At 64.6% G+C, this 24,567-nt stretch carries 18 protein-coding genes; 5 read left to right on the forward strand and 13 right to left on the reverse strand.

Going from position 1 to position 24,567, the window contains the following annotated elements:
• Positions 1 to 59: 59 nt before the first annotated feature.
• A complete protein-coding gene (locus tag G3N64_RS07640; protein ID WP_205783238.1) occupies positions 60 to 1,454 on the reverse strand; it encodes a phosphomannomutase/phosphoglucomutase in 1,395 nt (464 codons plus the stop codon).
• Positions 1,455 to 1,717: 263 nt separating this feature from the next.
• Here G3N64_RS07640 and G3N64_RS07645 point away from each other — a divergent pair, with 263 nt between their 5' ends.
• Genes G3N64_RS07645 through G3N64_RS07665 form a run of 5 tightly spaced genes read left to right on the forward strand, consistent with a single transcriptional unit; the run spans position 1,718 to position 7,155 of the window.
• Positions 1,718 to 2,974: an oligosaccharide flippase family protein gene (locus G3N64_RS07645; protein ID WP_205783240.1), complete on the forward strand. Its 1,257-nt coding sequence runs from the start codon at positions 1,718 to 1,720 to the stop codon at positions 2,972 to 2,974.
• Positions 2,971 to 3,795: a glycosyltransferase gene (locus G3N64_RS07650; protein ID WP_205783242.1), complete on the forward strand. Its 825-nt coding sequence runs from the start codon at positions 2,971 to 2,973 to the stop codon at positions 3,793 to 3,795. Before G3N64_RS07645 ends, G3N64_RS07650 begins: the two co-directional genes overlap by 4 nt.
• A gap of 51 nt (positions 3,796 to 3,846) precedes the next feature.
• Positions 3,847 to 4,983 (forward strand): glycosyltransferase family 4 protein, encoded by a 1,137-nt coding sequence (locus tag G3N64_RS07655; protein WP_205783243.1) that lies wholly within the window; start codon positions 3,847 to 3,849, stop codon positions 4,981 to 4,983.
• A gap of 15 nt (positions 4,984 to 4,998) precedes the next feature.
• Complete coding sequence (gene galE / locus G3N64_RS07660) at positions 4,999 to 6,021, forward strand: UDP-glucose 4-epimerase GalE (protein ID WP_205783245.1); 1,023 nt, start codon at positions 4,999 to 5,001, stop codon at positions 6,019 to 6,021.
• A gap of 27 nt (positions 6,022 to 6,048) precedes the next feature.
• On the forward strand, positions 6,049 to 7,155 hold the full coding sequence (locus G3N64_RS07665) for a glycosyltransferase (protein WP_205783247.1): 1,107 nt from the start codon (positions 6,049 to 6,051) through the stop codon (positions 7,153 to 7,155).
• A gap of 88 nt (positions 7,156 to 7,243) precedes the next feature.
• On the opposite strand, the gene G3N64_RS07670 is transcribed toward G3N64_RS07665, so the two are convergent.
• From G3N64_RS07670 to G3N64_RS07725, 12 genes are all read right to left on the reverse strand, one after another.
• A complete protein-coding gene (locus G3N64_RS07670; protein ID WP_205783249.1) occupies positions 7,244 to 9,127 on the reverse strand; it encodes a nucleoside-diphosphate sugar epimerase/dehydratase in 1,884 nt (627 codons plus the stop codon).
• Between the two features lie 12 nt (positions 9,128 to 9,139).
• The gene (locus G3N64_RS07675; RefSeq protein ID WP_205783251.1) at positions 9,140 to 10,156 is read right to left on the reverse strand and encodes a glycosyltransferase family 4 protein; all 1,017 of its coding nucleotides are present in this window, start codon (positions 10,154 to 10,156) and stop codon (positions 9,140 to 9,142) included.
• A 5-nt stretch (positions 10,157 to 10,161) separates the two neighbouring features.
• Complete coding sequence (locus tag G3N64_RS07680; RefSeq protein WP_205783253.1) at positions 10,162 to 11,127, reverse strand: SDR family oxidoreductase; 966 nt, start codon at positions 11,125 to 11,127, stop codon at positions 10,162 to 10,164.
• A gap of 492 nt (positions 11,128 to 11,619) precedes the next feature.
• Positions 11,620 to 12,810, reverse strand: coding sequence for a glycosyltransferase (locus G3N64_RS07685; RefSeq protein ID WP_205783255.1), 1,191 nt, complete (start codon positions 12,808 to 12,810; stop codon positions 11,620 to 11,622).
• A complete protein-coding gene (locus tag G3N64_RS07690; protein ID WP_205783257.1) occupies positions 12,807 to 13,883 on the reverse strand; it encodes a glycosyltransferase family 1 protein in 1,077 nt (358 codons plus the stop codon). Before G3N64_RS07690 ends, G3N64_RS07685 begins: the two co-directional genes overlap by 4 nt.
• 130 nt (positions 13,884 to 14,013) lie before the next feature.
• Positions 14,014 to 14,931, reverse strand: coding sequence for an NAD-dependent epimerase/dehydratase family protein (locus tag G3N64_RS07695; RefSeq protein WP_205783259.1), 918 nt, complete (start codon positions 14,929 to 14,931; stop codon positions 14,014 to 14,016).
• On the reverse strand, positions 14,909 to 15,949 hold the full coding sequence (gmd, locus tag G3N64_RS07700) for a GDP-mannose 4,6-dehydratase (RefSeq protein WP_165750989.1): 1,041 nt from the start codon (positions 15,947 to 15,949) through the stop codon (positions 14,909 to 14,911). Before gmd ends, G3N64_RS07695 begins: the two co-directional genes overlap by 23 nt.
• Before the next feature lie 12 nt (positions 15,950 to 15,961).
• Complete coding sequence (locus G3N64_RS07705; protein ID WP_205783261.1) at positions 15,962 to 19,687, reverse strand: glycosyltransferase; 3,726 nt, start codon at positions 19,685 to 19,687, stop codon at positions 15,962 to 15,964.
• Complete coding sequence (locus tag G3N64_RS07710) at positions 19,687 to 21,087, reverse strand: class I SAM-dependent methyltransferase (RefSeq protein WP_241020832.1); 1,401 nt, start codon at positions 21,085 to 21,087, stop codon at positions 19,687 to 19,689. The genes G3N64_RS07705 and G3N64_RS07710 overlap by 1 nt, the downstream gene beginning before the upstream one ends.
• A complete protein-coding gene (locus G3N64_RS07715) occupies positions 21,054 to 22,274 on the reverse strand; it encodes an ABC transporter ATP-binding protein (RefSeq protein ID WP_205783263.1) in 1,221 nt (406 codons plus the stop codon). Before G3N64_RS07715 ends, G3N64_RS07710 begins: the two co-directional genes overlap by 34 nt.
• Complete coding sequence (locus G3N64_RS07720) at positions 22,274 to 23,068, reverse strand: ABC transporter permease (RefSeq protein ID WP_205783265.1); 795 nt, start codon at positions 23,066 to 23,068, stop codon at positions 22,274 to 22,276. The genes G3N64_RS07715 and G3N64_RS07720 overlap by 1 nt, the downstream gene beginning before the upstream one ends.
• Entirely contained in the window at positions 23,068 to 24,516 is a 1,449-nt protein-coding gene (locus G3N64_RS07725; protein WP_205783293.1) for a mannose-1-phosphate guanylyltransferase/mannose-6-phosphate isomerase, read from the reverse strand. The genes G3N64_RS07720 and G3N64_RS07725 overlap by 1 nt, the downstream gene beginning before the upstream one ends.
• Positions 24,517 to 24,567: the final 51 nt, after the last annotated feature.

The following is a 24,567-nucleotide window of genomic DNA, read 5'->3' on the forward strand; positions in this document are numbered from 1 at the left end:
GGGTGGCGCGACGATCGGACTCACCATCGCGCCGGTGGCGGCCCGCAGGCCGCCGAGGCTCAGAACGGCAGCTTGACGTCCGGCTTCGCGGCCGTCAGCACGCGGCGGAAGTCCTCCTGGATGCGCTTGAGCCCTTCCTGCGTCTCCGACTCGAAACGCATCACGACGACCGGCGTCGTGTTCGACGAACGCGCGAGGCCGAAGCCGTCCGGGTATTCGACACGCAGGCCGTCGATCGTCACGACTTCCTCGGCGCCGTCGAACTTCGCCTCTTTCTGCAGCTTGTCGATCAGGCGGAAGTTCTCGCCTTCGTCGAGCCACAGCTGCAGTTCGGGCGTGCTCATCGCGTCCGGCAGCCCGTTCAGCAGCGCGCTCGGATCGGCCGTCTTCGCGAGGATCTCGAGCAGGCGCGCGCCCGTGTAGAGACCGTCGTCGAAGCCGTACCAGCGATCCTTGAAGAACACGTGGCCGCTCATTTCACCGGCGAGCGGCGCCCCCGTCTCGCGCAGCTTCGCCTTCACGAGCGAGTGGCCCGTCTTCCACATCAGCGGCTCGCCGCCCTTCGACTTCACCCATTGCGCGAGGTGGCGCGTGCACTTCACGTCATAGATGATCTGCGCGCCCGGGTTGCGCGACAGCACTTCTTCCGCGAACAGCATCAGCTGGCGGTCCGGATAGATGATCTGGCCGTCCTTCGTGACGACGCCGAGGCGGTCGCCGTCGCCATCGAACGCGAAGCCGATCTCGGCGTCGGTGTCCTTCAGCGCCTGAATCACGTCCTGCAGGTTTTCCGGGTGCGCGGGATCGGGGTGGTGGTTCGGGAACGTGCCGTCGATGTCGGTGAAGCGCTCGACGAGCTCGCAGCCGAGGGCCTTGAACAGGCGCGTCGCGAGCGGGCCGGCCACGCCGTTGCCGGCGTCAACCACGAGCTTCATCGGACGGGCCGGCTTGATGTCGCCGACGATGCGCGCGATGTATTGATCGGCCACGTCGAACTGCTCGTACGAGCCGCTGCCCGTCTCGAAGCGCTCGTCGACGATGCGGCGGTACAGCGCCTGGATCTGCTCGCCGTAGATCGCCGCGCCGCGCAGCACCATCTTGAAACCGTTGTAGTCGGGCGGGTTGTGGCTGCCCGTGACGACGATGCACGAATCGACGCGGCGCTCGCCGCCCTTCAGCGCGAGCGGGACGTTCGCCGCGAAATAGCCGACCGGCGTGGGCACCATGCCGACGTCGACGACGTCGACGCCCGCCGCACGCAGGCCGTCGGCCAGCGCGCCGACGAGTTCCGGCCCGGACAGGCGGCCGTCGCGCGCGACGACGACCGCATCGCCGCCCTGCGCACGCACTTCACTGCCGAAGGCCCGGCCGATCCCGCGCGCGGTGTCGGTGTCGAGCGTCTTGCCGACCACGCCACGAATGTCATATGCCTTGAAGATGGATTGGGAGATCATCGATTCTCTTCTCTCAGTTGCGTGCATGGAAAAATGTCTGGCTTGCCTGGCCGCCGCTCGCCGGTGCCGCGCATGATACATGCTGGCCCGGCACGGAGCGAAACGGCGGGCGCGGAACGGCGGGAGCGACCCCGATCCCACTTATAATCGCGGGTTTTGACGACGCGCATGCCGCCCATTTTAATGCCTAGCCGTCCCGCCGCCGCCAACCTGCAGCCTCCGGGCGCCCTGCCGGCCGCCTTGCGCGCACGCCGCCACCGCGCATGCTGAAGCGCTTCGGCAACCCGGATGTCGCGAAGGCCGTCGCGAATCTCGTCTGGCTGGGGCTCGAACGGCTCACGCAGATCGGCGTCGCGATCGCGATCAGCGGCCTGCTGGCCCGTTATTTCGGGCCAGATGTGTTCGGCAAATGGCAGTATGCGAATACGCTCCTCCTGGTACTGGCGCCGCTCACCTGGGTGTGCGGCGCGGAAATCCTCGTCCCGACCATCGTCCAGCGTCCGCCCGCCCAGCTCGGCGCGGTGCTCGGCAGCGCGTTCGCGCTGCGCATCGTCGTCTCCGCCGCCGCGCTCGTCGCGACCTGGATCGCGATCGCCGCGGGCGCCTTCGATCCGCTGGTCGGCGCAATGCTCGCGGGCCTGGCGGTCACGATGGTGTTCCGCGAGCCGTTCGTCGGCGTCATCAACGCGTGGCTGCAGAGCATGACCTACAGCAAGCCGCAGCTCGTCACCAGCATGGTCACCGCGCTGGCGAAGGCGCTGCTCGTCTGGCTGCTGGTCCGCGCGGCTGCGGGCCCCGCCCGCTTCGCGTGGCTGTGGGCACTCGAGGCCGCCGCGATCGGCTTCGCGCTGATGCTGTACTACCGGCATCGTAACGGCGGCTCGCTCGGCTGGACGTTCGACAAACCGCTGTTCAGGCACTTTGCGACGGCCGGCACCGTGTTCTGGCTCGGCCTCATCTGCATGTACCTGTTCCTGAAGCTCGACCGCCTGATGCTCGAGCGTCACGTGTCGTTCGCCGATCTCGGCCGCTACTCGGCCGCGCAGCAACTCAACGAGAACTGGATCACGCTCGCGCTGATGCTCGCGCAGACGATCGCGCCCGCATTCGTCTACCGCGTGTCGGACGCCGCGCGGCTGCGCCGCAACATCGTCCGGCTGATCGCGATGACGGCCTGCCTGATGACGGCCGGCGCGCTCGTGCTCGACGCCGCCGCCCCGCTGATCGTCGGCAAGGTGTTCGGCCAGGGCTACGAGGCCTCGGTCGACATCTTCCGCTGGGCGGTCTGGCTGTCGGTGCCGGCCGGCATCGAGGCGATAGGCAATCTTATCGTTCTCAAATATCAAGCAAAATTCGTGTTGCTGTCGAAATGGCTGCTCGCGCTCGCGATCGCCGCGGTCGTCAACCTGTTCGCGATCCCGCGGCTCGGCCTGTACGGCGCGCTCGCCGGGCTGGCGGCCGGCTACCTGGCCGCCGCCGCCGTCAATTTTTATTACATCCGTTTCAAGCTGCGACCATGACGTCCCCTGATTGCCCGACCCCGCTCGACGATGTGGCCGTCCTGATGCCGGCCTACAACGGGCACGACGACGTCGTCCGTTCCCTCGCATCGTTTCGCGAGGACTCGCCCGTGCACGTGCTGATCGTCGATGACGGCAGCACGCCGCCGATCGTCGCGCCCGACCTGCCCGGCCTCACGATCGACGTGCTGCGCATGCCGCAGAACGGCGGCATCGAGCGCGCGCTCGCGGCCGGCATCGACGCGCTCGCCGCGCGCGGCTTCCGCTATGCGGCGCGCATCGACGCCGGCGATCTCGCCGCGCCGCAGCGCCTCGCGAAGGAGCGCGCGTATCTCGGCGCCCACCCGCGCGTGGCCTGTGTCGGCATGTGGACGCAGGTCGTGTCGCGCGCCGGCGAGCCGCGCTTCATGCTGACGCCGCCCGCCGATCCGCATACGCTGCGCCGCACGCGCTTCCTGCGCTCGCCGCTCGTGCATCCTTCGGTCATGTTGCGCATCGACGCCGTGCGTGAAGTGGGGAACTATCGTGCGAAGTACCGTGCAGCCGAGGATCTCGATCTTTTTTTACGGTTAATGCAACGCTACGATTGCGCGAACCTGCCGGAACTCGGCCTCTATTACGAACTGAACGAGGGCGGGATCAGTGCGACCAAGCGCCGGCGCCAGCTGGTGTCGACGCTCACGCTGCTGCTGAGCCACTTCAACGCGCTGAACCCGTACGACTGGGCCGGCCTCGCCAAGAACCTGCTGCATTTCGTGACGCCGTACCGCACGTTGCAGCGGATCAAGCAGACGCTGTTCGCCGCGCGGCCGTCCGCGTGACGCCCATTCGGCGTATCCGGCATTTACGACGCTTTATTTTTTCTTTTTTTCATGTCCGCCACCTCCCCGCTGCGCATTGCGCTCGTCTGCAACACGGCCTGGGCGATCTACACGTATCGCCACGGGCTGATCCGTGCGCTCGTCGCGCGCGGCGCCGAGGTCATCGTGATCGCGCCGCACGACCGCACGGTGCCGTTGCTCGAGCAGATGGGCTGCCGCTACGTGGCGCTCGCGGTCGCGTCGAAAGGCACGAGCCCGCGCGAGGATCTCGGCACGCTCGCCGCGCTGGTGCGTCACTACCGCGCGCTGAAGCCCGATCTCGTGTTCCATTACACGATCAAGCCGAACATCTACGGTTCGGTCGCCGCGTGGCTCGCGCGCGTGCCGTCGATCGCGGTGACGACCGGGCTCGGCTACGTCTTCATCCAGAAGAGCCGCGCGGCGAGCGTCGCGAAGCGCCTGTACCGGTTCGCGTTCCGCTTCCCGCGTGAAGTGTGGTTCCTGAACCGCGACGATCTCGCGACCTTCACCGACGAGCAGTTGCTCGCGCATCCCGATCGCGCGCGGCTGCTGCACGGCGAAGGCGTCGATCTCGAACAGTTCGCGCCGGTGCCGCTGCCCGCCGCCGACGCCCCCGTCTTCATCCTGATCGGCCGGCTGCTGTGGGACAAGGGCGTGCGCGAATACGTGGAGGCCGCGCGCATCGTGCGCGCACGCTTCCCGAACGCGCGCTTCCAGCTGCTCGGGCCGCTCGGCGTCGACAATCCGAGCGCGATTGGCCGTGCGGATGTCGATGCATGGACCGGCGAAGGCATCGTCGAGTATCTCGGCGAAGCGCACGACGTGCGCCCCCATATCGCGGCGGCCGACTGCGTCGTGCTGCCGTCGTACCGCGAAGGCGTGCCGCGCACGCTGATGGAAGCGTCGGCAATGGGCCGCCCGATCGTCGCGACCGACGTGCCGGGCTGCCGCGACGTCGTCGCCGACGGTGAAACGGGCTTCCTGTGCCGCGTGCGCGACAGCGCGAGCCTCGCGGAGCAGTTGCTCCGCATGATCGAACTCGGAACGGCCGGACGCGACGCGATGGGTGCGCGCGGCCGGCAGAAAGTCACGGTGGAATTCGACGAGCAGCAAGTCGTCGAGCGCTACCGGCAGACCATTCATTCGTTGACAGGCATCACCCTTTGAAGGAGCGCATCTGCAATGACCGCTAAAGGCACCATCCTCGTTACCGGCGGCGCGGGCTACATCGGCTCGCACACGGCCGTCGAGCTGCTCGACAACGGCTACGATGTCGTGATCGTCGACAACCTCGTCAACAGCAAGGCCGAATCCGTGCGCCGCATCGAGCGGATCACGGGCAAGACGCCCGCGTTCCATCAGGTCGACGTGTGCGACGAGGCCGCGCTCGCCAAGGTATTCGACGCGCACCCGATCACCGGCACGATCCATTTCGCGGCGCTCAAGGCCGTCGGCGAATCGGTCGCGAAGCCGCTCGAGTACTACCAGAACAACATTGGCGGCCTGCTCGCCGTGCTCAAGGTGATGCGCGAGCGCAACGTCAGGCAGTTCGTGTTCAGCTCGTCCGCGACCGTATACGGCGTGCCCGAGCGCTCGCCGATCGACGAATCGTTCCCGCTGTCCGCGACGAACCCGTACGGCCAGTCGAAACTGATCGCCGAGCAGATCCTGCGCGATGTCGAGGTATCGGACCCGACGTGGCGGATCGCGACGCTGCGCTACTTCAACCCGGTCGGCGCGCATGCGAGCGGACTGATCGGCGAGGATCCGGCCGGCATCCCGAACAACCTGATGCCGTATGTCGCCCAGGTCGCGGTCGGCAAGCTGGAAAGGCTGCGCGTGTTCGGTTCGGATTATCCGACGCCGGACGGCACCGGCGTGCGCGACTACATCCACGTCGTCGATCTCGCGAAGGGCCACATCGCCGCGCTCGACGCGCTCGCGACGCGCGACGCGAGCTTCGTCGTGAACCTCGGCACGGGCCAGGGCTACAGCGTGCTGGAAGTCGTGCGCGCGTTCGAGAAGGCGTCGGGCCGCCCGGTGCCGTACGAGCTCGTCGCGCGCCGCCCGGGCGACATCGCCGAGTGCTACGCGAATCCGCAGGCCGCAGCCGACATCATCGGCTGGCGCGCAACGCTCGGCATCGAAGAAATGTGTGCCGATCACTGGCGATGGCAGGAGGGGAACCCACGCGGTTTTGTATAATCCGCTGTCCATTTTTCGAGCGATCCCATGCTCAGCTTCGCGTCCGGCTTCATCGTTTCCCTGCTCGTTACGCTGTTCATCGTGCGCTACGCGCACCTTCACGAGAAATTCTCGATCGACAGCGATCTGGCCGGCGTGCAGAAATTCCACGTGCGGCCCGTGCCGCGGGTCGGGGGTATCGGGATCCTTGCCGGAGTCGTCATTGGGGCCCTGATCCTGTCGCGGCACTATCCGACGATCGCCGGCAGCATTCTCGGGATCGTTGCCTGCGGAATGCCGGCGTTCCTGTCCGGCCTCGTCGAGGACCTGACCAAGCGCGTGTCGCCGCGCGCGCGGCTGCTCTGCACGATGGGGGCGGCCGCGCTCGCGTTCTGGCTGCTGGGCATCGCGGTCAAGCGCATCAGCGTGCCGCCGCTCGATTTCCTGCTCGGCTACGTGGCCATTTCGGCGTTCGTCACCGTGCTCGCGGTCGCGGCGCTCGCGAACGCGATCAACATCATCGACGGCTTCAACGGGCTCGCGTCGATGGTCAGCTTCATGATGTTCGCGTCGCTCGCGTACGTGGCATTCCAGGTCCACGACCCGATCGTGATGTCCGCGTCGATCATCATGATGGGCGCCGTGCTCGGCTTCTTCCTGTGGAACTTCCCGGCCGGGCTGATCTTTCTCGGCGACGGCGGCGCGTATTTCATCGGCTTCATGCTCGCCGAGCTCGCGATCATGCTGGTGATGCGCAATCGGGAAGTGTCCGCGTGGTACCCGGTGCTGCTGTTCATGTACCCGATCTTCGAGACTTGCTTCTCGATCTACCGGAAGAAATTCATCCGCGGGATGTCGCCCGGGATTCCGGACGGCGTGCACCTGCACATGCTCGTGTACAAGCGGCTGATGCGCTGGGCCGTCGGCACGCAGCACGCGCACGACCTGACGCGGCGGAATTCGCTGACGTCACCGTACCTGTGGCTGCTGTGCCTCGTCGCGGTGATTCCCGCGACGCTGTTCTGGCGGCATACGGTGCACCTGTTCGTGTTCGTCGTGCTGTTTGCGCTGACCTACGTGTGGCTGTACCTCAGCATCGTGCGGTTCAGGGCGCCTAGGTGGATGGTGGTGAGGAAGCATCGGCGCAGCCACTGAGCTGCCTAGTCCGGCTTCCGGACAAAAAAAGCGCCCTTGCAGGGCGTTTTTTTTCGTCTTGCCGCCCGGCTTACGGCCCGGGACTGCGTCACCCGTTCAATGCGGCGCGCACCGACGGGACGCTCTGCAACACGGGGGCGACGGCCGTCTGGTATTCCGGCACCCAGCGCCGCAGGTCGCGCCGCACTTCGTCATCGGACAGGACACGATGCTGCATCAGCCACGGCAGCAGCTCGTCGAGGAAATTGCCCGGCACTTCCCGCGCACGCGCGATCCGCAGCTTCGGATGGGGGGTGCGCGTCGTCGCCTCGTCGTCCGCGAGCAGCTCCTCGTAGAGCTTCTCGCCGGGCCGCAGCCCGGTGAACTCGATCCGGATCTGCTCTTCCGAGAAACCGTACAGGCGGATCAGGTCGCATGCGAGATCGACGATCTTCACCGGCTCGCCCATGTCGAGAATGAAGATCTCGCCGCCATGCCCCATGCTCGACGCCTGCAGCACGAGTTGCGACGCTTCCGGGATCGTCATGAAGAAGCGCGTGATCTCCGGGTGCGTGACCGTCACCGGCCCGCCCTTCGCGATCTGCTGCTGGAACTTCGGAATCACGCTGCCCGCGCTACCGAGCACGTTGCCGAACCGCACGGTCTCGAACTGCGTGTGCCCGCTCGTCTGCTGCAGTGCCTGGCAGGCCATTTCGGCGAGGCGCTTGCTCGCGCCCATCACGTTGGTCGGATTGACGGCCTTGTCGGTCGAGATCAGCACGAAGTGACGCACATCGTGGCGGATCGCCGCGCGGGCCACCCGATAGGTGCCTAGCACGTTGTTGCGCAGCGCCTGCCACGCGTTGTGCTCCTCCATCAGCGGCACGTGCTTGTAGGCGGCCGCGTGGAACACGATGTGCGGCGCATGGCGCGACATCACCTGGTCGAGCAGCAGCGAATCCTTCGCATCGCCGATGATCGGCACGACGGGGAGGTCCGGGAAGCGCTCGTGCAGTTCCTCGGTCAGCCGGTACATCGCGTACTCTGACAGGTCGAACGCAACGAGCTGCGCCGGCGCGAAGCGCAGGATCTGCCGGCACAGCTCGGAGCCGATCGAACCGCCCGCGCCCGTCACCATCACGACACGGCCGCGCAGCAGCGCCTCGACGTGCGGGGTGTCGATCGTCACGGCGTCGCGGCCGAGCAGATCCTCGAGATCGATGTTTCGGACCTGCGACAGAAAGCCCTGCCCGGGCATCAGTGCGGTCAGCGACGGCAGCACCATCGCCTTCACGCCGGCCCGCACGCACAGCGTCGCGACGCGGCGCTGCGTCTCGACCGACGCCGACGGAATCGCGATGATCGCGTACTCGACCTTCATCGCATCGGTCCAGTGCTTGAGGTCGTTGAACGAGCCCAGCACCTTGTAGCCGTAGATTTCGCGGCCCTGCTTCGTGACGTCGTCGTCGAGCAGGCCGACCAGACGCCACTCGCCGGAGCGGGACAGTTCGCGCGCAAGGCTCGCGCCGGCCGTGCCGGCACCGAGCACCAGCACCGGCTTGCCCTTCCCGACGAGCCCGCCGTACAGGTAATACTCCTTCGTCGCACGATACAGCGCACGCGCGCCGCCCATCGCCAGGAACAGCATCAGCGGCGACACGAGCAGCACCGAGCGCGGAATGATCGGTATCGGCTGGAACATCACGGCGCCGATCATCACGATCACGCCGCCGCCAACCACCGCCTTCGCGATGCGCATCAGGTCGGGCAGGCTCGCGAACACCCACAGCCCGCGATACAGGCCGAACCCGTGGAACATCAGCGCGTAGACGGGCAACACCCACGTCAGCGCCATCAGCGCGCCGCTCAGGAAATCATGCGGAACGCTGCCATTGAAACGAACGAGATAAGCGAACAACCATGCGGCGACGACCGCCGTCAGATCGAACAGGAAAGCACTCAGCGACAGCCACGATGCTTTGGATCGCAACATTGGCGGGAAACCTCAAGAGTTGTTTTCGGCGGCTACCTGAAACCGGCGCCAACGCATGTCGATCAACCATCCGAACCATGCCAGGACGCCGTACCAGGCGAAGAACGACAGCCACTGCTGCAGTTCGGGGCGGCCCGTTGCCCACGTGGCGAGAATTATGCCCGCGAGCATGATGAGGTACCAATATAGAGCGGTCCGACCGTGACTGATGCCCGATCGAACCATCCTTTGATAATAATGCTCGCGGTGCGCTTGCCAGAACTTTTCTCCGCGTAACAGACGTCTCAAAAGTGTTACAGATGCGTCGGCAATAAAGGGGGCGAACACCATCGCGGGAAACCAGATCGGCCAGACGCCGGTGCGCCAGCCCCAGTAGCCCAGCGCGCCGGCCAGGAACCCGAGCGGAATCGAGCCGGCATCGCCGAGGAACAGCCTGGCCGGATGGAAATTGAGCAGCAGGAAGCCCAGCGCCGCACCGGCGGCCGCCGCACCCGCTACGACGAGGTCGGACGACACGTGCGCGCCATCGAGCGCCGCGACCGCGTATCCGCCGAAGCCGAACAGCGCCATGCCGCCCGCGAGCCCATCGGCGCCGTCCATGAAGTTGTACAGGTTCGTCAGCCAGACCATCGCAAAACCCACGCCGGCGAGCAGCCACCAGGGCGCGTCGGCCGGGAACACGACGATCAGCGTGGCGACTGCCGCCAGGTGTGCGGAGAACCGCACGCGGGCCGGCAGCCCGCGCCGGTCGTCGATCTGCGACATCGCGGCCAGCCCCGCGGCGGCGATCGCGATCAGCCACAGGTGCGGCGCCAGCACCAGCAGTGCAACGATGCACACCGGGACGATGCCCCATCCGCCCACGCGCGGCGTCGGCAGCGTATGGAGCGAACGGTCGTTCGGAATGTCGGTGGCGAGACGCCATGCGAGGCCGGTGGCGAGCAGCATGCGCAAGATGGCCGTCGATGCGATGGCGGCGACCAGCGCCACCACGACCGCAGCGGGCCATGTGGAGATCGGGAGAAGCATGTCGGCTATTGTTGTGTATCGCGCGAACGATACCATGCGGCGGTCGCTTCGAGGCCTTGGCGGGTCGTATAGGGCGGACGCCAGTCGAGCACGCGCCTGATCCGCCCCGTATCGAGTTGCAGGCTACCGGTCAGGCGGTCGATGGCCGCACGGCGGCCGGTCAGCTTGCCGGCCACGCGCAGCATGGCCGGCGGCACCGCAAGCAGGCGCGCCGGCTTGCCGAGCGCATCGCCGACGAGACGCAGCAGGCCCGCGACCGACGGCGCATCGTCGTCGGCGACGTGGAAGCACTCGCCGGCCGCGCGTGGATCGATGGCGCAGTGCAGCAACGCGTCGGCGAGATTCTCGACGTAGACGATGCTGCGGCGCGCTGAAACGGCGCCGAGCGGCAACGGCATTCCGCGCGCGACCGCGTCCATCATCCGCAGAAAGTTCGCGCGGACGGCCGGGCCATAAACGAGCGGCGGCCGAACGACGACGACGTCGAGCCCCGCCGACGCGCCGAACTGCGCGAGTTGCCGCTCCGCACGCAGTTTCGAACGGCCGTATGCATCCTGCGGATCGGGCTCGGTCGCTTCCGATAGCGGCACACCGCCGTCGCCCTCGCCGACCGCCTTGATGCTGCTCGCGAACACGAGGCGGCGCACGCCGTGATTGCGCGCCGCCTCGGCAAGCCGCAAGGTGCCGGCGACGTTGGTGGCATCGAACGCGGTATCGGGGTCCGGCGACTCGTCGCGCATCACGTGCACGCGGGCGGCGAGATGGATCACGCAATCGGCGGCCAGATCAGCCGGCCAGCCTTCGTCCAGGCCGTCGAAATCGGTGGCGCCGTGCACCCATTCGCGCACGCCGTCGATGCAGCCGCCCGGACGCCGGACCAGCGCGGTAACGGTGTGCCCGGCTGCCAGCGCGCGGCGGCAGACTGCCCGGCCGACGAAGCCGTTCGCGCCGGTGATGACGAGATGGGTCATCGCCACCTCCGACCTTGCCGGCCGACGGCGCGACGAAGCGACGCAAAACCGCGAGGGACGCCGGCAGGCAGCGTCTGCCAATGCGCACGACTACCCGCGCACGACCGGTGCGGGAAAACTGAAAGGGGGACGGAAACGAACACGTCAGGATCTCGAAGAGAGGGACAAGGCCGATCGCCGGCACCGTCATTGATCGACACCGCCCGACTGGCATCCGGCGGCACATCGATGCATGCGCGGCCGACTGAAATCCTATGGAAATAAGAAGTGATGTTCGGGTTCCGAATCAGATGAAAACGAGCGTAGTGTGGCTCGCCCTGCTCGCCGGACGGCAATTTCGCCAACGCGCCACCTCGGCGGCAGGCCATTGGCCGCGAGTGCCGACGGTGCCACACGCATGCGTGGCCATTGTAACCTTGCCGTCCGGCAGCAACCAGACCGGGGCCGCCCGTCCGTCTCGCGCTTCAGCGCGCGAAACGGACGGATCACTGTTCAGGCCAGCAACGCACCCACGCGGTCGACGAGCGGCGCGATCATCCGCTCCCAACCATGCTCGCGCTCGACGAAGGCGCGCGCGCGCGCAGCCATCTCGACCGCCGCGCCCTCGTCGGCGACGAGCTGCTCGATACGACTGACGAATTCTTCTGGCGTATCGGCAATTAGCAGATCCCGACCACTTTCCGCACCTAGACCCTCGTGCCCCAGCGACGTGGTAACGACAGGCAGCCCGAGCGCCATGTACTCGAGAATCTTGTTCTGCACGCCGGCCCCGATGCGCATCGGGCACACGCCGATCGCGCCGTTGGACGCGGCCTGCGCGACCGACTCGACCCGGCCGGTCACGTCGACGCCGTCATACGCGCGAAACCGCTCGGCCAGCGCAGGCGCGATGGCCCCCACGATCCGGAAGCGATAGTCGGCACGCTTGCGCAACAATGGCAGCACGGCCTCGGCGAAAAAGTGGCACATGTCCTGGTTCTGGACGGTGCGCATGTCGCCGATGAAAACCAGGATGCGGCTCGTCATACTGCGCGCCGCGTACGGCAGGTTCGACAGATCCACTCCGTTCGAGCACACCATCACCTTCCTGGCTGACGCGCCGGGAAACAGGTAATCGCGGTCGGTCCGGGAAACCAGCACCGACAGGTCGAAATCGTCGACGATCGTACGCTCGTAGTCGAGCAGGCGCTTCGCCTCGATGCCGAACACGCGCGACTTCAACCCGCGCGCTTTCTTCAACTGCTTCACGCGGCTGTAGTTGAGCGAGATCGCATCGGTCATTTCCAGGATGCGCGGCTTGTCCGACCGGCGGACATACTCGGCGCAGCGCACGAGATGTACGAACGCGCCGTCGTGCGACGGCAGCAATCGCGACACGGCCGCCGCAAACGCACGACTCCGGTAGTACGCCACCTGCAGCGGCGTGCGCGTGGGCAGCGCGAGCAGCGTATTGATGTACGACCGCCGACGGGACAGGAAGACCCGTTCGACCCGGTCGAACACGCCATCGTCGGGCAACGCGGCGTGCATCTCTTCCTCGCTCTCGCACAGGCTCAGCAGCGTCAGCGAGAAATGGCGCGACAGTACGCGACAGAGATGATAGATCCGCAGCTTGTCGCCGCCGATCACCGGATACGGAAACCGGGGCGTCAGCACCAGCAGCTTCTTCTTGTCCTGGCTCATGACAGACGCGCCCAGAAATCCTGAATCGAAGGACGAACGGCCGACGCCGAGAAGGTGCGTGCGCGGTCCATTCCGGCACCGGCCGCCACGTCGAATCGCGTGCTGTCGTCCCACACCCTGCGGATCTGTACCGCCATGTCTTCCACCGAATAGGGATCGAACTGCAGACCGCACTCGCCGACGATCTCGGGCATCGACGTCGTATTGCTGCACGCGACGGGCGTACCGGAGGCCATCGCCTCCAGCAACGGAATCCCGAACCCTTCGAATAACGAAGCAAAGATGAACGCGCGAGCGCGGCGGTAATGCTCGCGCAGTTCGTCCCGCGACACATAGCCAAGCAGTTCGACGACGCCGGTCAGCCCGAGTGCGTCCGCCTGCCCGAGGAAATGGGCGTGATGGTCGGACTTGATCCCGGCGATCCTCAGCCGTGCATCGTCACCGAGCCCGGGGCGCGCCGCGGCAAAGGCCTGCAGCAACCGATCGACGTTCTTGCTCGGCACCTCCCCCGCCACCGTGAACAGGTACGGCTCGCGCGCGGCCTGACTCACTGGCGGCGCGAACCAGTCATCCGCAATCATGCACGGAATGACGGGGACGTCCGCCTCGCGCAACCCGAACCGCGCCATCAGCTCCCGCTGCGTAAACCGCGAGATGGTCAGCACGGCGTCGGCCCGACGCACGAGCCGCGGCACCACCTGGCGACGATAGATGCGCCCGGCGGTCTGATACAGCGATCGCGCGGGTGGCAGCACATGCCAGGGTTTCAGGTAGATCAGGTCATGGACAACCGCGACGACCCGCGTGTTGCCGGTGGATCGCAGCGGCCCCGTGTTGTACGGACACAGCAAATAGTCGAGCTTCTGCTCGCGGCACCGGCGCGGCAACTCGACCTGCTCCCACCATGGAAAGAAACCACGTCCTGCACTGATGCACGGCCAGTCGTCTGTCCGTACACCGCTTGGACCGAGACCCAGCACCGACGCGTCGACCGGCTCCACCAGTTGTCGCGCGTATCGCCCCATGCCGCGGTAATTGCCCACCATCCAGGTGATATCCACCCCCAACTTCACGCAGCGCTCCTCGAAGCGAATCCGCTCTTGAGCGACGACGCGCGCCCCGCGCGTTCGACGCATCGCGACCGCGCGCCCGCCGAGCCATACGCACTACGCCGGGCCCGCGCAGCCATGCCGAACTCAGCCGTCACCCGCGCACTCCGTCGAACATCCAGCGCAGCGTGCTCTCCAGCGGAATATCCTCGAGCGGTCCGACAGCGGCCTGCAACCGCGCGCCGTCGCCCTGCAATCGGCGCACTTCGTTCGCGCGTACGAAAGCCGGATTGACACGCACCTCGATCGAATAGCCGGCGATCTGTTCCATCAGCGCGATCACCGACTTAAGCGACACCGCCCGACCGGAGCATACGTTGAACACACCGCCGGTGGGTGCGAGCTGCAGCAGGCGCCGATACGCATCCACCACGCGGCGCACGTCGGAAAAATCGCGCTCAACATCGATGTTGCCAAGTTCGATCACGCGCTCACCGCGCTGGAAATGGCCAACGATCTTCGGCAGCAGGAACTGCGGCGACTGGCCGACGCCCGTGTAGTTGAACGGGCGTGCGACGACGATCGGCAGCTTGTCGTGCCAGAGGCGCGCCATGTACTCCATCGCCAGCTTGCTGACCGCGTAATCGTTCGTCGGATTCGGCTCGACGGACTCGTCGATGATCTCGACCGCCGCGTTGCCATAGATGTTGGCGCTGCTGGCCAGCAGAACCGCCTTTGGACGGGTTTCCTGGTTCGCAAGCGCCTCCAGCAGGTTGCGCGTGCCGACCACGTTCGTGCGATAGATCGCGTCGGCATCGCCGTGCGCGACGAACGCGATCGCGGCGAGATGCGCGACCACGTCCGGCTGCACGTCGGCGACGACTTTCGCCAGTTCCGCGCGGTCGCACAGATCCACCCGATACATGTCGGACCCAATCGCTTCGGCACCGTGCGCGGTGCCGAACACACGATAGCCGGCCGCCCTCAGCGACTGCGCCAGATAGTCTCCGGTAAAGCCGCCGAGCCCGGTTACCAGCGCGCGCGGCGCGTCAGAACGAGAAGCCGCGTTCATTGCGTCGCAGATCTGCTTCAACCATCATCGCGCACAGCTGCTCAAGCGTCGTCTTCGGCTCCCAGCCCAGCTTCTGCTTCGCCTTCTCCGGATTACCGATCAGCAGGTCGACCTCGGCCGGGCGATGGAACTTCGGATTGACACGAACCACCGTCTTGCCAGTTGCGACATCGACGGCGATCTCGTTCGCATCGCTGCCCTTGAATTCGAGGTCGACACCGGTCGCCTTGAACGCCATGCGCACGAAGTCGCGCACGGTTTCGGTACGGTTCGTGGCCAGCACGAACGTATCCGGTTCGTCGGCCTGCAGCATGCGCCACATGCCTTCGACATATTCCTTCGCGAAGCCCCAGTCGCGCTTCGCGTCCATGTTGCCCAGTTCGAGCACGTCGAGCTGGCCGAGCTTGATCTTGGCGACGGAGTCGGTGATCTTGCGCGTGACGAATTCGCGGCCGCGCAGCGGCGATTCGTGATTGAACAAAATCCCGCTGCAGCCGAAGATGTCGTAGCTCTCGCGGTAGTTCACCGTAATCCAGTGCGCATACAGCTTCGCCACACCATAGGGGCTGCGCGGATAGAACGGCGTTGATTCGATCTGCGGAATCGCCTGCACCTTGCCGAACATTTCCGACGTGCTTGCCTGGTAGAAGCGGATCTTCGGATTGACGATGCGGATCGCCTCAAGCAGGTTCAGCGGACCGATGCCTGTGATCTCCGCGGTCGTGACCGGCTGGTCGAACGACACGCCGACGAAGCTCTGCGCCGCGAGGTTGTACACCTCGGTCGCGCCGGTCGTCTGCAGCAGGCGAATACTCGCCGACAGGTCGGTCAGGTCGTATTCGACCAAGTGCAGGTTCGGATGCTTGGCAATGCCCAGCTCTTCGATACGCCAGAAATTCACCGAGCTGGTGCGACGATAGGTACCGTAGACGGTGTAGCCCTTGTCGAGCAGGAGTTCGGCGAGATAGGCGCCGTCCTGGCCGGTGATACCGGTGATGATGGAAATTTTCTTAGACATAATAGCCCTGCTTTAAGAACACGCTTCGTTGTGCGTGAGAATTTTTGCCAAATGGCGAGCGCTCTGCGCCCAGGTCAGGAAAGGCATGTCGCGAGATGAAGGCGCTTGCTGAACTGCTAGAAGCTCGAGCCATGCCTTGATCTCGCTCGCCAGAGCGTTCCCGTCCTTCGCTGAAAAATAAAATGCGTGCTCGCCGGCCACTTCACGAAACACGGGCAGATCGCGGGCGATGATCGCCAGTCCGTGCTGCGCTGCTTCAATTAACGGCAAACCGAAGCCTTCACCATAGGATGCCGCAATCAGGCACGAACTCGCTGCATAGATTTTCTCCAGATAATCGTCCGAGACGCTATCCAGCCAGAACAGGTGGCGCCCCTGCTCGGCATGCCCGCGCAACATCGAGACCAGATCTTCGACCATCCACCCCTGCCGGCCCACGATCACCAGGTTGATGTCCTGATTCTCCCGCCACAGCCGCTCGAACGCATCCAGAACCTGCACATGGCCCTTGCGCGGCTCGAGGGTGCCGACCATCAGAAACGTCGGGGCGCTACGCAGGTGTTGTAGCACCTTCTCGCCGTCGCGCGGGATTTCCGACGAAGTCGCGAAATTCTCGATATCCGCGCCCAGATGGAACCAATCGATTTTAAACGATGGCGACCGCTGCGGCGCGTGCGCGTCCAGCCACGTCGACAGATCCGTCGCCACCGCGTTCGAGATGCACAATGCGCCGTCACTGTCCGCCACGACATCGAGCCAATCCGTAAAGCCGTCAGCGGCACCGGGAACGAAGTATTGCGGAAGCAGCACGCACAACAGATCGTAGACGACAAACTTGACCTGAACACCCTGCAATCGCAGGCTCTGGTAAAACTCCCGTTGTGCGGGCACGACCTGGGGCTGCAGATCGAGGCCGACGAACACGTCACCCGGCGCATAGTCGATCGCCTCGTCCTGCAGCCAGCCGTCCTCGAACCCCATCATCCGCGTCGTGAAATCACGCGCATAGCGATAGGGATCCTTGGTCGTCGCATAAACCGGCTCGACACGGAAGCCGTCGGGCGGCGAATCCAGCCATTCCTTCAGCAGATTCCGGACCACGCGCTGGATCCCGCTTCTGGCATCCACCCGGACGAGTTCGGAAATGTCGACCAACAATTGCCGCTTGTTGTTGCGCGGCACAAAATTCCTCGCCACGGTCAGCGCCCACGCGCGCAACTGGTCGTCGCTCGCCTGACCGGCCCGGCGCGCGATAGCGCGAGACAGCACGACGGGATTTGCGGCCGCCTGGAGATAGAACCGCTCGATAGCATTGCGATACTGTCCAGCGCAGACGCCGGGCGCGTGATCAGTCACGATGACCTCCCGTGCGTGCGCGCCCATCCGTTGCCGGCGCGCCGCGTCGGAACGCAATGTCTCCAGCGCGTCGACCAGTTGCTCGTCGGAGAACTCGTCCGGCAGCATCCACACCGCATCGCGATCCAGATCGGCCATGCTTCCGTTCGCGTTGACGATCGTCGCTGCGCCGTAATTCATGCAGTCCAGGACCGCTGCCGAAGTCTCACCCCTGGAAAGCGTCCGCAACTGCACTCCGACATCGACTGCGGCCAGATAGCTGCGAAAGGTTGACGCATCGACCCAGCCCGTAATGCGGACTCTGGCATCCGCTCCCATTTGCCGAATGCTACGACCGCACTCTTCACCATATTGAGTCGGCTGATTTTCTCCGACAAAGATCAAATGGCATGCCGGATCACGTGCTAGGGAAGAACGGCCCCACGCATGCAGTAAACGATGATTCAGTTTGGAAGGCCCTAGTGCTCCGAACGCACAGACTACGTAGTCGTTCTTGCCGAATCCTAACGCTTCACGTGCCTCGTCTCGACTCGACGCGATGTTGGCTTTGCGCATAAGGGGGATCACGGCCCAATCCCTAGTATCTCCACCATACCAATGCCGAGCCAGTTGCAACGAATTCGCAGAATGAACGATCAAGCCCAGGCTCTTCTGGATCACACCCAGGCTGCACGGATATTCCCAGACGACATCCGCGATGTCCTCTTTCTGATGACGGGCCCTGAGGCCGACATACCCGTGCGCGTCATACAGCGCTTTGGACCAGCTGTCGGGACGGTTCCCGTGAATGGCCATGTGCGCGAGGATGCCCGACAGAAAGAAGTCGTGCAGCACGACCACACCCGGTACGGCGTCCAGCAGCGAAAACATGTACTGGTGGAACGACGAGTTCCCGAAATGGTAGAGCACCCGGTCGTAGGAATCCGCATGCTTGCGCAGCCACGCCGGCGTTTTCACCGAAACGTGCGCGAGCGGGCCGGACTGGATGGCTTCCGCTTCATCCGGGTCGACGATGACGTCGATATCGTAAAAACGGGCCAGTTCCGGCAGCAGTTCCGCGCTGTAGTCGGCGATCCCCGTTCGGGCTGGCGGCAACGGCGACACGTAGGCCAGCCGCGGACGTCGCGGCTGAACCTCGAGCTCACGCCGTTCGGCCTGCCACGCCTGAAGCCGTCGCTCCATGGCGTCGAGCGCGCAACGCCCGCTTTGATCCCACGAAAACTTCCCGGCCTGACGCTTCCCATGCTCGACCAGTGCCTGACGATAATGTTCGTCCGTCAGCCCGCGCTGCATGCAGCGCGCAATTGATTCATCGGATTTCGGATCGAACAGCGCGTCGTCCCAGCCGATCACTTCGGGAACGCTCGACGTATTCGCACCGATCACGGGCGCGCCGCAGCGCATCGCCTCCAGCACCGGCAAGCCGAAGCCCTCGTGCCATGAAGGAAAGACGAACAAGCGGCACAGGTTGTAAAGCGCCAGCAGGTCCTCGTCGGGCACGAAGCCCGTGCACACGACGTCTTCCGCATCCAGCCCGACCTGCCGCGCCAGGCGCGTCAGCTCTTCGCGGCTGGCCGGCTGGATCGAGCAGACGATCGCCAATTGGTGCGACTTCCGCAACTCGGACGGCAACAACGCGAACGCGCGAATCATGCCCTCGACGTTCTTGCGATGGTCGATACCGCCCGTATACAGCACGAACGGTTTCGTCAGCCCGTACTTGCCCCGCAATGCCGCTTCGCGCTCGGGCGCGATCTGCTCCGGCCGAAACCACGCGTCGACATCGGCGGACATGTTGACCGACCACTCAGGCGAGAGATCGAGATGCTCGATCCCCTCCATGCGCGACGATTCGGAGATCGCCAGCCACAGATCGGCGCGTCGAAGATGCTCGATTTTCCCCAGGTACCAATCCTTGAAAAGCGGGTTCTCCAGATAAGGCTTGGCATAGAGGTACGGAATCAGGTCGTACAGCGTGACTGCGACCGGAACGTTGGTCTGAAGTGCGTGAATGCTGGTGATCGAATCGTCGCCGAAGCCTTCGAAGTAGCTGGCGATATAGATGAAATCCGGCTTCAGGCTCGTCAGAAATGACTCATAAGTCAGTTCACCTGACTGGCGACGCCACAGGTTGGCTTTATCGACAAAAGCGGCCGGCCCCGCTGCGTGCCAGACGTGGATATCGCTCGACGACAGGATCGCTTCGAACTGCTCGCGCAGAATCCACGCAGACTCCTCGAACGACCCGTTCAGCGCAAGGACGATTTCGTGCTCGCCGCGATTCCGGATCATCGCCTTGACGATGGATTCGGTGTAACGCCCCACGCCGCGATTGCGCGAGTTGAGGCTCTGCGCCCCTTGCATGTCAACAACGATACGCATTATTCAGCATTCCCATTTTCGTGCGCGAGGGCAGACTTCAATGCCGTGAACGCTTCGCGCGCGCGGGGCGTCAAACCGTCATCATCGACTGGCTTCCGCACCGGTTGAGCAGGCGCGCCGACGATGATCCGAACGAGTCGTTGCTTAACACCGGGCATCCTGTTCAACACTCGGACGGCCAGTCGTCGTAGCTCCGGATTGCGATTGGCGTACGCAACGCCGCGGAACAACGCGCGCCGCATGCCGGATTTGCAGGCGCCCTTCGCTTCACGGGCATGCGTTACAACGCTACGCATCGGGGCAGTGATACGCCACGACGTGCTGTCGTAGACCGCCTGCAATCTCTCGGCCGTATGCTGCGCTTCGTCGTGGACACGCCCCTGCTCGCCATGGACCGCCCCGATCGCGTCCTGGACTTGCCTCAGTTCGCCCCGAACTCGCCCAAGCTCGTCGAGGACTTGCCCCAGTTCGCTGCGGGCATGCCGCAATTCGCCGATGACCAGGCCCAATTCGCTACGGACCTGCCCCATTTCGCTGCGGACGTGTCCAATTTCGCTGCGGACGTGTCCAATTTCATCGTGAGTCTTCCGAATCTCATCTGCCGATCGCTCGTGCTCCCGCGCGCGCCCTTGCTCGAATCTGGCTGCCAAATCGGCTAGCGCCAGACCGTAGTCGGCATTGAACGCTTCGTCGAATGATGCGGCCTCTTCTTCGCTGCAGGATTTCTGCGCAACGATGGCGTAGTCAGGGCTGACGCCACCCAGCACGTCGAGCAGATGAATTCGTGCGCCCTCGTCCTGTAACGCAGGGGCTTCCTGCAGCCGAAGCCGCTTGACCCGTGCGAAGCCGGCATATTCGCCGACGAAGCTCAGCAGTTCGGGAGGAATCGGTTGCTTGTGACTCGGGTCCAGATAGAAATTGCAGCCCGCAACGACGATGTTTTCCGGGTTCGGCGTCTCGAGGATCAGCAGCCCACCGGGTTTCAGTACGCGCAGCGCTTCGCTGACGATCCTGCGCACCTGTTCGAAGGACACGTGCTCGACGACGTGAAAAGCCGAAACGAGCGCGTGGCTGTCCGAATCGAGCGCGGCAAGATACTCGATCGCGTCACCCTGGAAAACCGGCAGGCCGCGCTCGCGGCATGCTTCCAGCATATCGGCATCCAGGTCCACCCCGACCGGGGAAAAACCCGCCTCGGCCATGAGTTCGAGCCATTCGCCGCGACCGCAACCGAGGTCGAAGGTCTTGCCGCCCGGGTAGAGCGTCGCGAGCGGCGTGATGAACGGCAGGTACTTCGCCAGTCGGCCTTTGATCAGCTCCCTCGAACCGCGATGCTGATCTTCAAACGCGCGATAAAAACTGTCCACTACGGCAAGCTCCTCACGGTCGTCGGTAGCCATGCCACACCGACGAAAGTTTCCATCTTTTTGTTGACGACGTTGAATACCAAAGCGCGATCGCGCCACTGGTAGTTGTTCACGACATGGGCGTCGCCCGTGTGCAGCGCCACCGCGACCGAATAACTGCCGACCCCGATGTTGGCAGTGAATTCGAAGTACAGCTCGACCGTCTGACCCGCATCGAGATCGACCAGCACCTGCTTCAGGTGATAGGTGTTCGTTCCGAACACCGTCTGTCCGAGTCGATCCTTGATCATGTACCCGACCACCAGCTCGGGGATCGCTTTGACACAGCGGATCTTGACGCGCAGCGCAACCGGCTGCCCGACGCCGGCGACCTCGATGGGTTGCCCCGACTCGTCAAGCAGATCGACGGCATCGATCACGGCTTCGCCCGTGCCGGACACGGTCTGCACCGCGCCGCTCTCGAGCTTTTCCTGCCGGACCCCGTGATCCTTGCGATCGGCCAGCATCGCGTTGTAGTAGTCCATGACCGCCTCGGGCGGCCCTTCCATTTCCAGACGCCCGGCGTTCAGCAGGATCGCGTGATCGCAGATCGCCTGGATCGCAGCCTTGTCGTGCGCGACGATCAGAAGCGTCGTGCCTTGCGTGCGGAACTCGCGAATCCGGTCGAAACTCTTGTGCTGGAAATACGCATCGCCGACCGACAACGCCTCGTCGACGATTAGCACGTCGGGCCGGCGCGCCGTCGCGACGCTGAACGCAAGACGCACCTGCATGCCGCTCGAATACACGCGCACCGGCTGGTCGATGTATTCGCCGATTTCGGCGAACGCCTCGATTTCCGGCATCAGCGCCAGCAGTTCGTCGACGGTATAGCCGAGCAGTTGCCCGGCCATCATTACGTTCTGGCGGCCGGTGAAATCCGGATGGAAACCCATCCCGAGCTCGAGCAGCGCGGCGACGCGACCGGTCATCGTCACGCTGCCGACGGTCGGTTGCGTGGTCCCGACGATCATCTTCAGCAGCGTGCTCTTGCCCGCGCCGTTGATGCCGATGATGCCCAGCGCCTCGCCGGCGCGCACCGTGAAGTTCACGTCCTGCAGAACCCAGTGCAGCGTGTGATGCTGCTTGCGGCGGGGGTCCATCCATTCGACCAGACGCGACCAGCGTGTCGGGTACTGCTTGTAGGCCTTGCCCAGATTGCTAACGGTAATGGTGCCCATCAGAGTTCATCCACCATTTCGCCCGCGTGCCTGCGGAACAGACTGAAACCGATAAGGCACCAGCCGACGCCCAGTGCCGTCACGAACCAGAGTTGCGACCAGTCCGGCCACCGGCCCTGCATCATCACGACTTGAAATGCCTGGATCAGCGATGCCATCGGGTTGAACTGCATGCCCGCCTGAATCGGCTTCGGCAGGATTTCAAGCGAATAGACGATCGGCGTCAGCCAGAACCAGAAGTTAAGCACGATGCCGAAGAACTGCCCGACGTCGCGGAAGAACACATTGAGCACGCCGAGCGTGATCCCGAGGCCGATCGCGAACAGCGTCAGCAGCATCAGCAACGGAATGATCGCCAGGAACGCGATGCCGGGGAAGTTGCCGGTCAGCACCAGGAACACGACGAACAGGCCGAACACGATCGCGAAATTGACCAGCGAATTGGCAACCACGATCACCGGCAGGCAGAGTCGCGGAAAGCTCAGCTTCTTGATCAGGTTCGCGTTCTCGATGAACGCGTTCTGCGCACGACTGACGACTTCCACGAACATGCCCCACGGCAACATGCCTGCGCACAGGTGAATGCTGTACGCGAAGCTGTTGTCGACGCCGGGCAGCCTCGTATGCATGACGCGCGAGAAGATCACCGTATAGACGACGATCATCGCGAGCGGATTGAGGACGGTCCATGCCGCGCCCAGCAGGGAATTACGGTACTTGGACTGAAATTCCCGCTTGACGCTTCCCAGAATGAATCCGCGATAAGCCCACAGGGCTCTCAGCATGCCCAGCATCAAGCCCGCCCGTACACATCTTGGAAACGAACGATGTCGTCTTCTCCCAGGTACTCGCCGCTCTGCACCTCGATCATCACGAGGTCCAGCACGCCCGGATTCTCGAGGCGGTGCTTGTGGCCCGCAGGAATATAGGTGGACTCGTTGGTCCGAACGAAGATTTCCTGATCGCCGTTGACGACCTTGGCCATCCCGCTCACGACGATCCAGTGCTCGCTGCGATGGTGGTGCATCTGCAGGCTCAGGCTCCCGCCCGGCTTGACTTCGATGCGCTTGATCTTGAACCGCGGGCCTTCTTCCAGCACCGTGTAGGTTCCCCACGGACGGCTCACGGTGCGGTGCAGCTTGTACGCGTCGTGATTGCGCTTCTTCAGGCGGGCGACCACCTGCTTCACATCCTGCGCGCGGTCGGGGTGGGCGACCAGCAGCGCGTCCGGCGTATCGATGATCATCAGGTCGGCCACGCCGACCGACGCCACGACGCGATCCTGCGTCTGCACGTACATGTTGCGGCTATCGACGAAGATCGCATCGCCGACGGCCCGGTTGCTGTCCTGGTCAGGCTCGACGAGGTCGCGCACCGCGCCCCACGAGCCGATATCGCTCCAGCCGAAGCTCGCGGGCACCACCGCCACGTTCGACGAGCGCTCCATCACTGCATAGTCGATCGAGATGTCGGGCATCTTCTCGAACGATTCGGCGGGAATCTCGAGCATCTGCGTCGACGACTTGTTGGCTTCCTGTAGCGCTGCCCAGCACGCTTCGGCAGCCGCGGCGACGTCCGGGGCATGGCGGGCCATCTCGTCAAGAATGACGCCGGCCTTGAAGCAGAACATGCCCGAGTTCCACAGGTAGTTGCCCGCTGCCAGGTATTCCGCCGCCTTCGCCGCATCAGGCTTCTCGACGAAGCGCAGCGCCGTCCGGCCAGTCCCGACCGACTCGCCTGCCTCGATATAGCCGAAGCCGGTATCCGGGCTCGTCGGCACGATGCCGAACGTCACCAGCCGGCCCTGCTTCGCCAGTTCGGCCGCGCTCGCGACAGCGTCCACGAAGCCCTTCTGGTCCTGCACTAGGTGATCGGCCGCCAGCACCAGCATCAGTGCGTCGCGCCCGTATTTTTCAGCGACATGATGCGCTGCCATCGCCACGGCGGGCGCCGTGTTGCGACCGGCCGGTTCGAGCATGAATACGCCAGGCCGCTGTTCGCCGAGCGCCGCGCCCACGAACTCGTCCTTGCTCATGAAGTAGTAGTCACGGTTGGTGACCGTCAGCAATTCTCCACGCGGCGCGTTCTCATCGCCGCCGACCACCGCCGCAGCGCGACGGTAGGTTTTCAGCAGCAGACTCTCGCCATCGGCGAGCTTCATGAACGGTTTGGGATGCCCTTCGCGAGAGACGGGCCAAAGTCGCGTACCGGCACCACCGGACAGGATGACGGGGATTAACATCACATTCACTCCACATTTAGTATTCGCTGGCGAAGCCAACGCCTTCGCCAC

Origin of the sequence: Burkholderia sp. Ac-20344, assembly GCF_017104975.1 — a bacterium.
Taxonomy (GTDB): Bacteria; Pseudomonadota; Gammaproteobacteria; order Burkholderiales; family Burkholderiaceae; genus Burkholderia.

Bases quoted from the DNA above. Each gene is read 5' to 3' on its own strand.
- G3N64_RS07685 (WP_205783255.1), bottom strand. From the start codon at position 12,810: ATGAGCCAGGACAAGAAGAAGCTGCTGGTGCTGACGCCCCGGTTTCCG.
- G3N64_RS07720 (WP_205783265.1), bottom strand. From the start codon at position 23,068: ATGCTGGGCATGCTGAGAGCCCTGTGGGCTTATCGCGGATTCATTCTG.
- gmd (WP_165750989.1), bottom strand. From the start codon at position 15,949: ATGTCTAAGAAAATTTCCATCATCACCGGTATCACCGGCCAGGACGGC.
- G3N64_RS07695 (WP_205783259.1), bottom strand. From the start codon at position 14,931: ATGAACGCGGCTTCTCGTTCTGACGCGCCGCGCGCGCTGGTAACCGGG.
- galE (WP_205783245.1), top strand. From the start codon at position 4,999: ATGACCGCTAAAGGCACCATCCTCGTTACCGGCGGCGCGGGCTACATC.
- G3N64_RS07680 (WP_205783253.1), bottom strand. From the start codon at position 11,127: ATGACCCATCTCGTCATCACCGGCGCGAACGGCTTCGTCGGCCGGGCA.
- G3N64_RS07675 (WP_205783251.1), bottom strand. From the start codon at position 10,156: ATGCTTCTCCCGATCTCCACATGGCCCGCTGCGGTCGTGGTGGCGCTG.
- G3N64_RS07645 (WP_205783240.1), top strand. From the start codon at position 1,718: ATGCTGAAGCGCTTCGGCAACCCGGATGTCGCGAAGGCCGTCGCGAAT.
- G3N64_RS07670 (WP_205783249.1), bottom strand. From the start codon at position 9,127: ATGTTGCGATCCAAAGCATCGTGGCTGTCGCTGAGTGCTTTCCTGTTC.
- G3N64_RS07650 (WP_205783242.1), top strand. From the start codon at position 2,971: ATGACGTCCCCTGATTGCCCGACCCCGCTCGACGATGTGGCCGTCCTG.
- G3N64_RS07725 (WP_205783293.1), bottom strand. From the start codon at position 24,516: ATGTTAATCCCCGTCATCCTGTCCGGTGGTGCCGGTACGCGACTTTGG.
- G3N64_RS07705 (WP_205783261.1), bottom strand. From the start codon at position 19,687: ATGCGTATCGTTGTTGACATGCAAGGGGCGCAGAGCCTCAACTCGCGC.
- G3N64_RS07665 (WP_205783247.1), top strand. From the start codon at position 6,049: ATGCTCAGCTTCGCGTCCGGCTTCATCGTTTCCCTGCTCGTTACGCTG.
- G3N64_RS07710 (WP_241020832.1), bottom strand. From the start codon at position 21,087: ATGGCTACCGACGACCGTGAGGAGCTTGCCGTAGTGGACAGTTTTTAT.
- G3N64_RS07655 (WP_205783243.1), top strand. From the start codon at position 3,847: ATGTCCGCCACCTCCCCGCTGCGCATTGCGCTCGTCTGCAACACGGCC.
- G3N64_RS07640 (WP_205783238.1), bottom strand. From the start codon at position 1,454: ATGATCTCCCAATCCATCTTCAAGGCATATGACATTCGTGGCGTGGTC.
- G3N64_RS07715 (WP_205783263.1), bottom strand. From the start codon at position 22,274: ATGGGCACCATTACCGTTAGCAATCTGGGCAAGGCCTACAAGCAGTAC.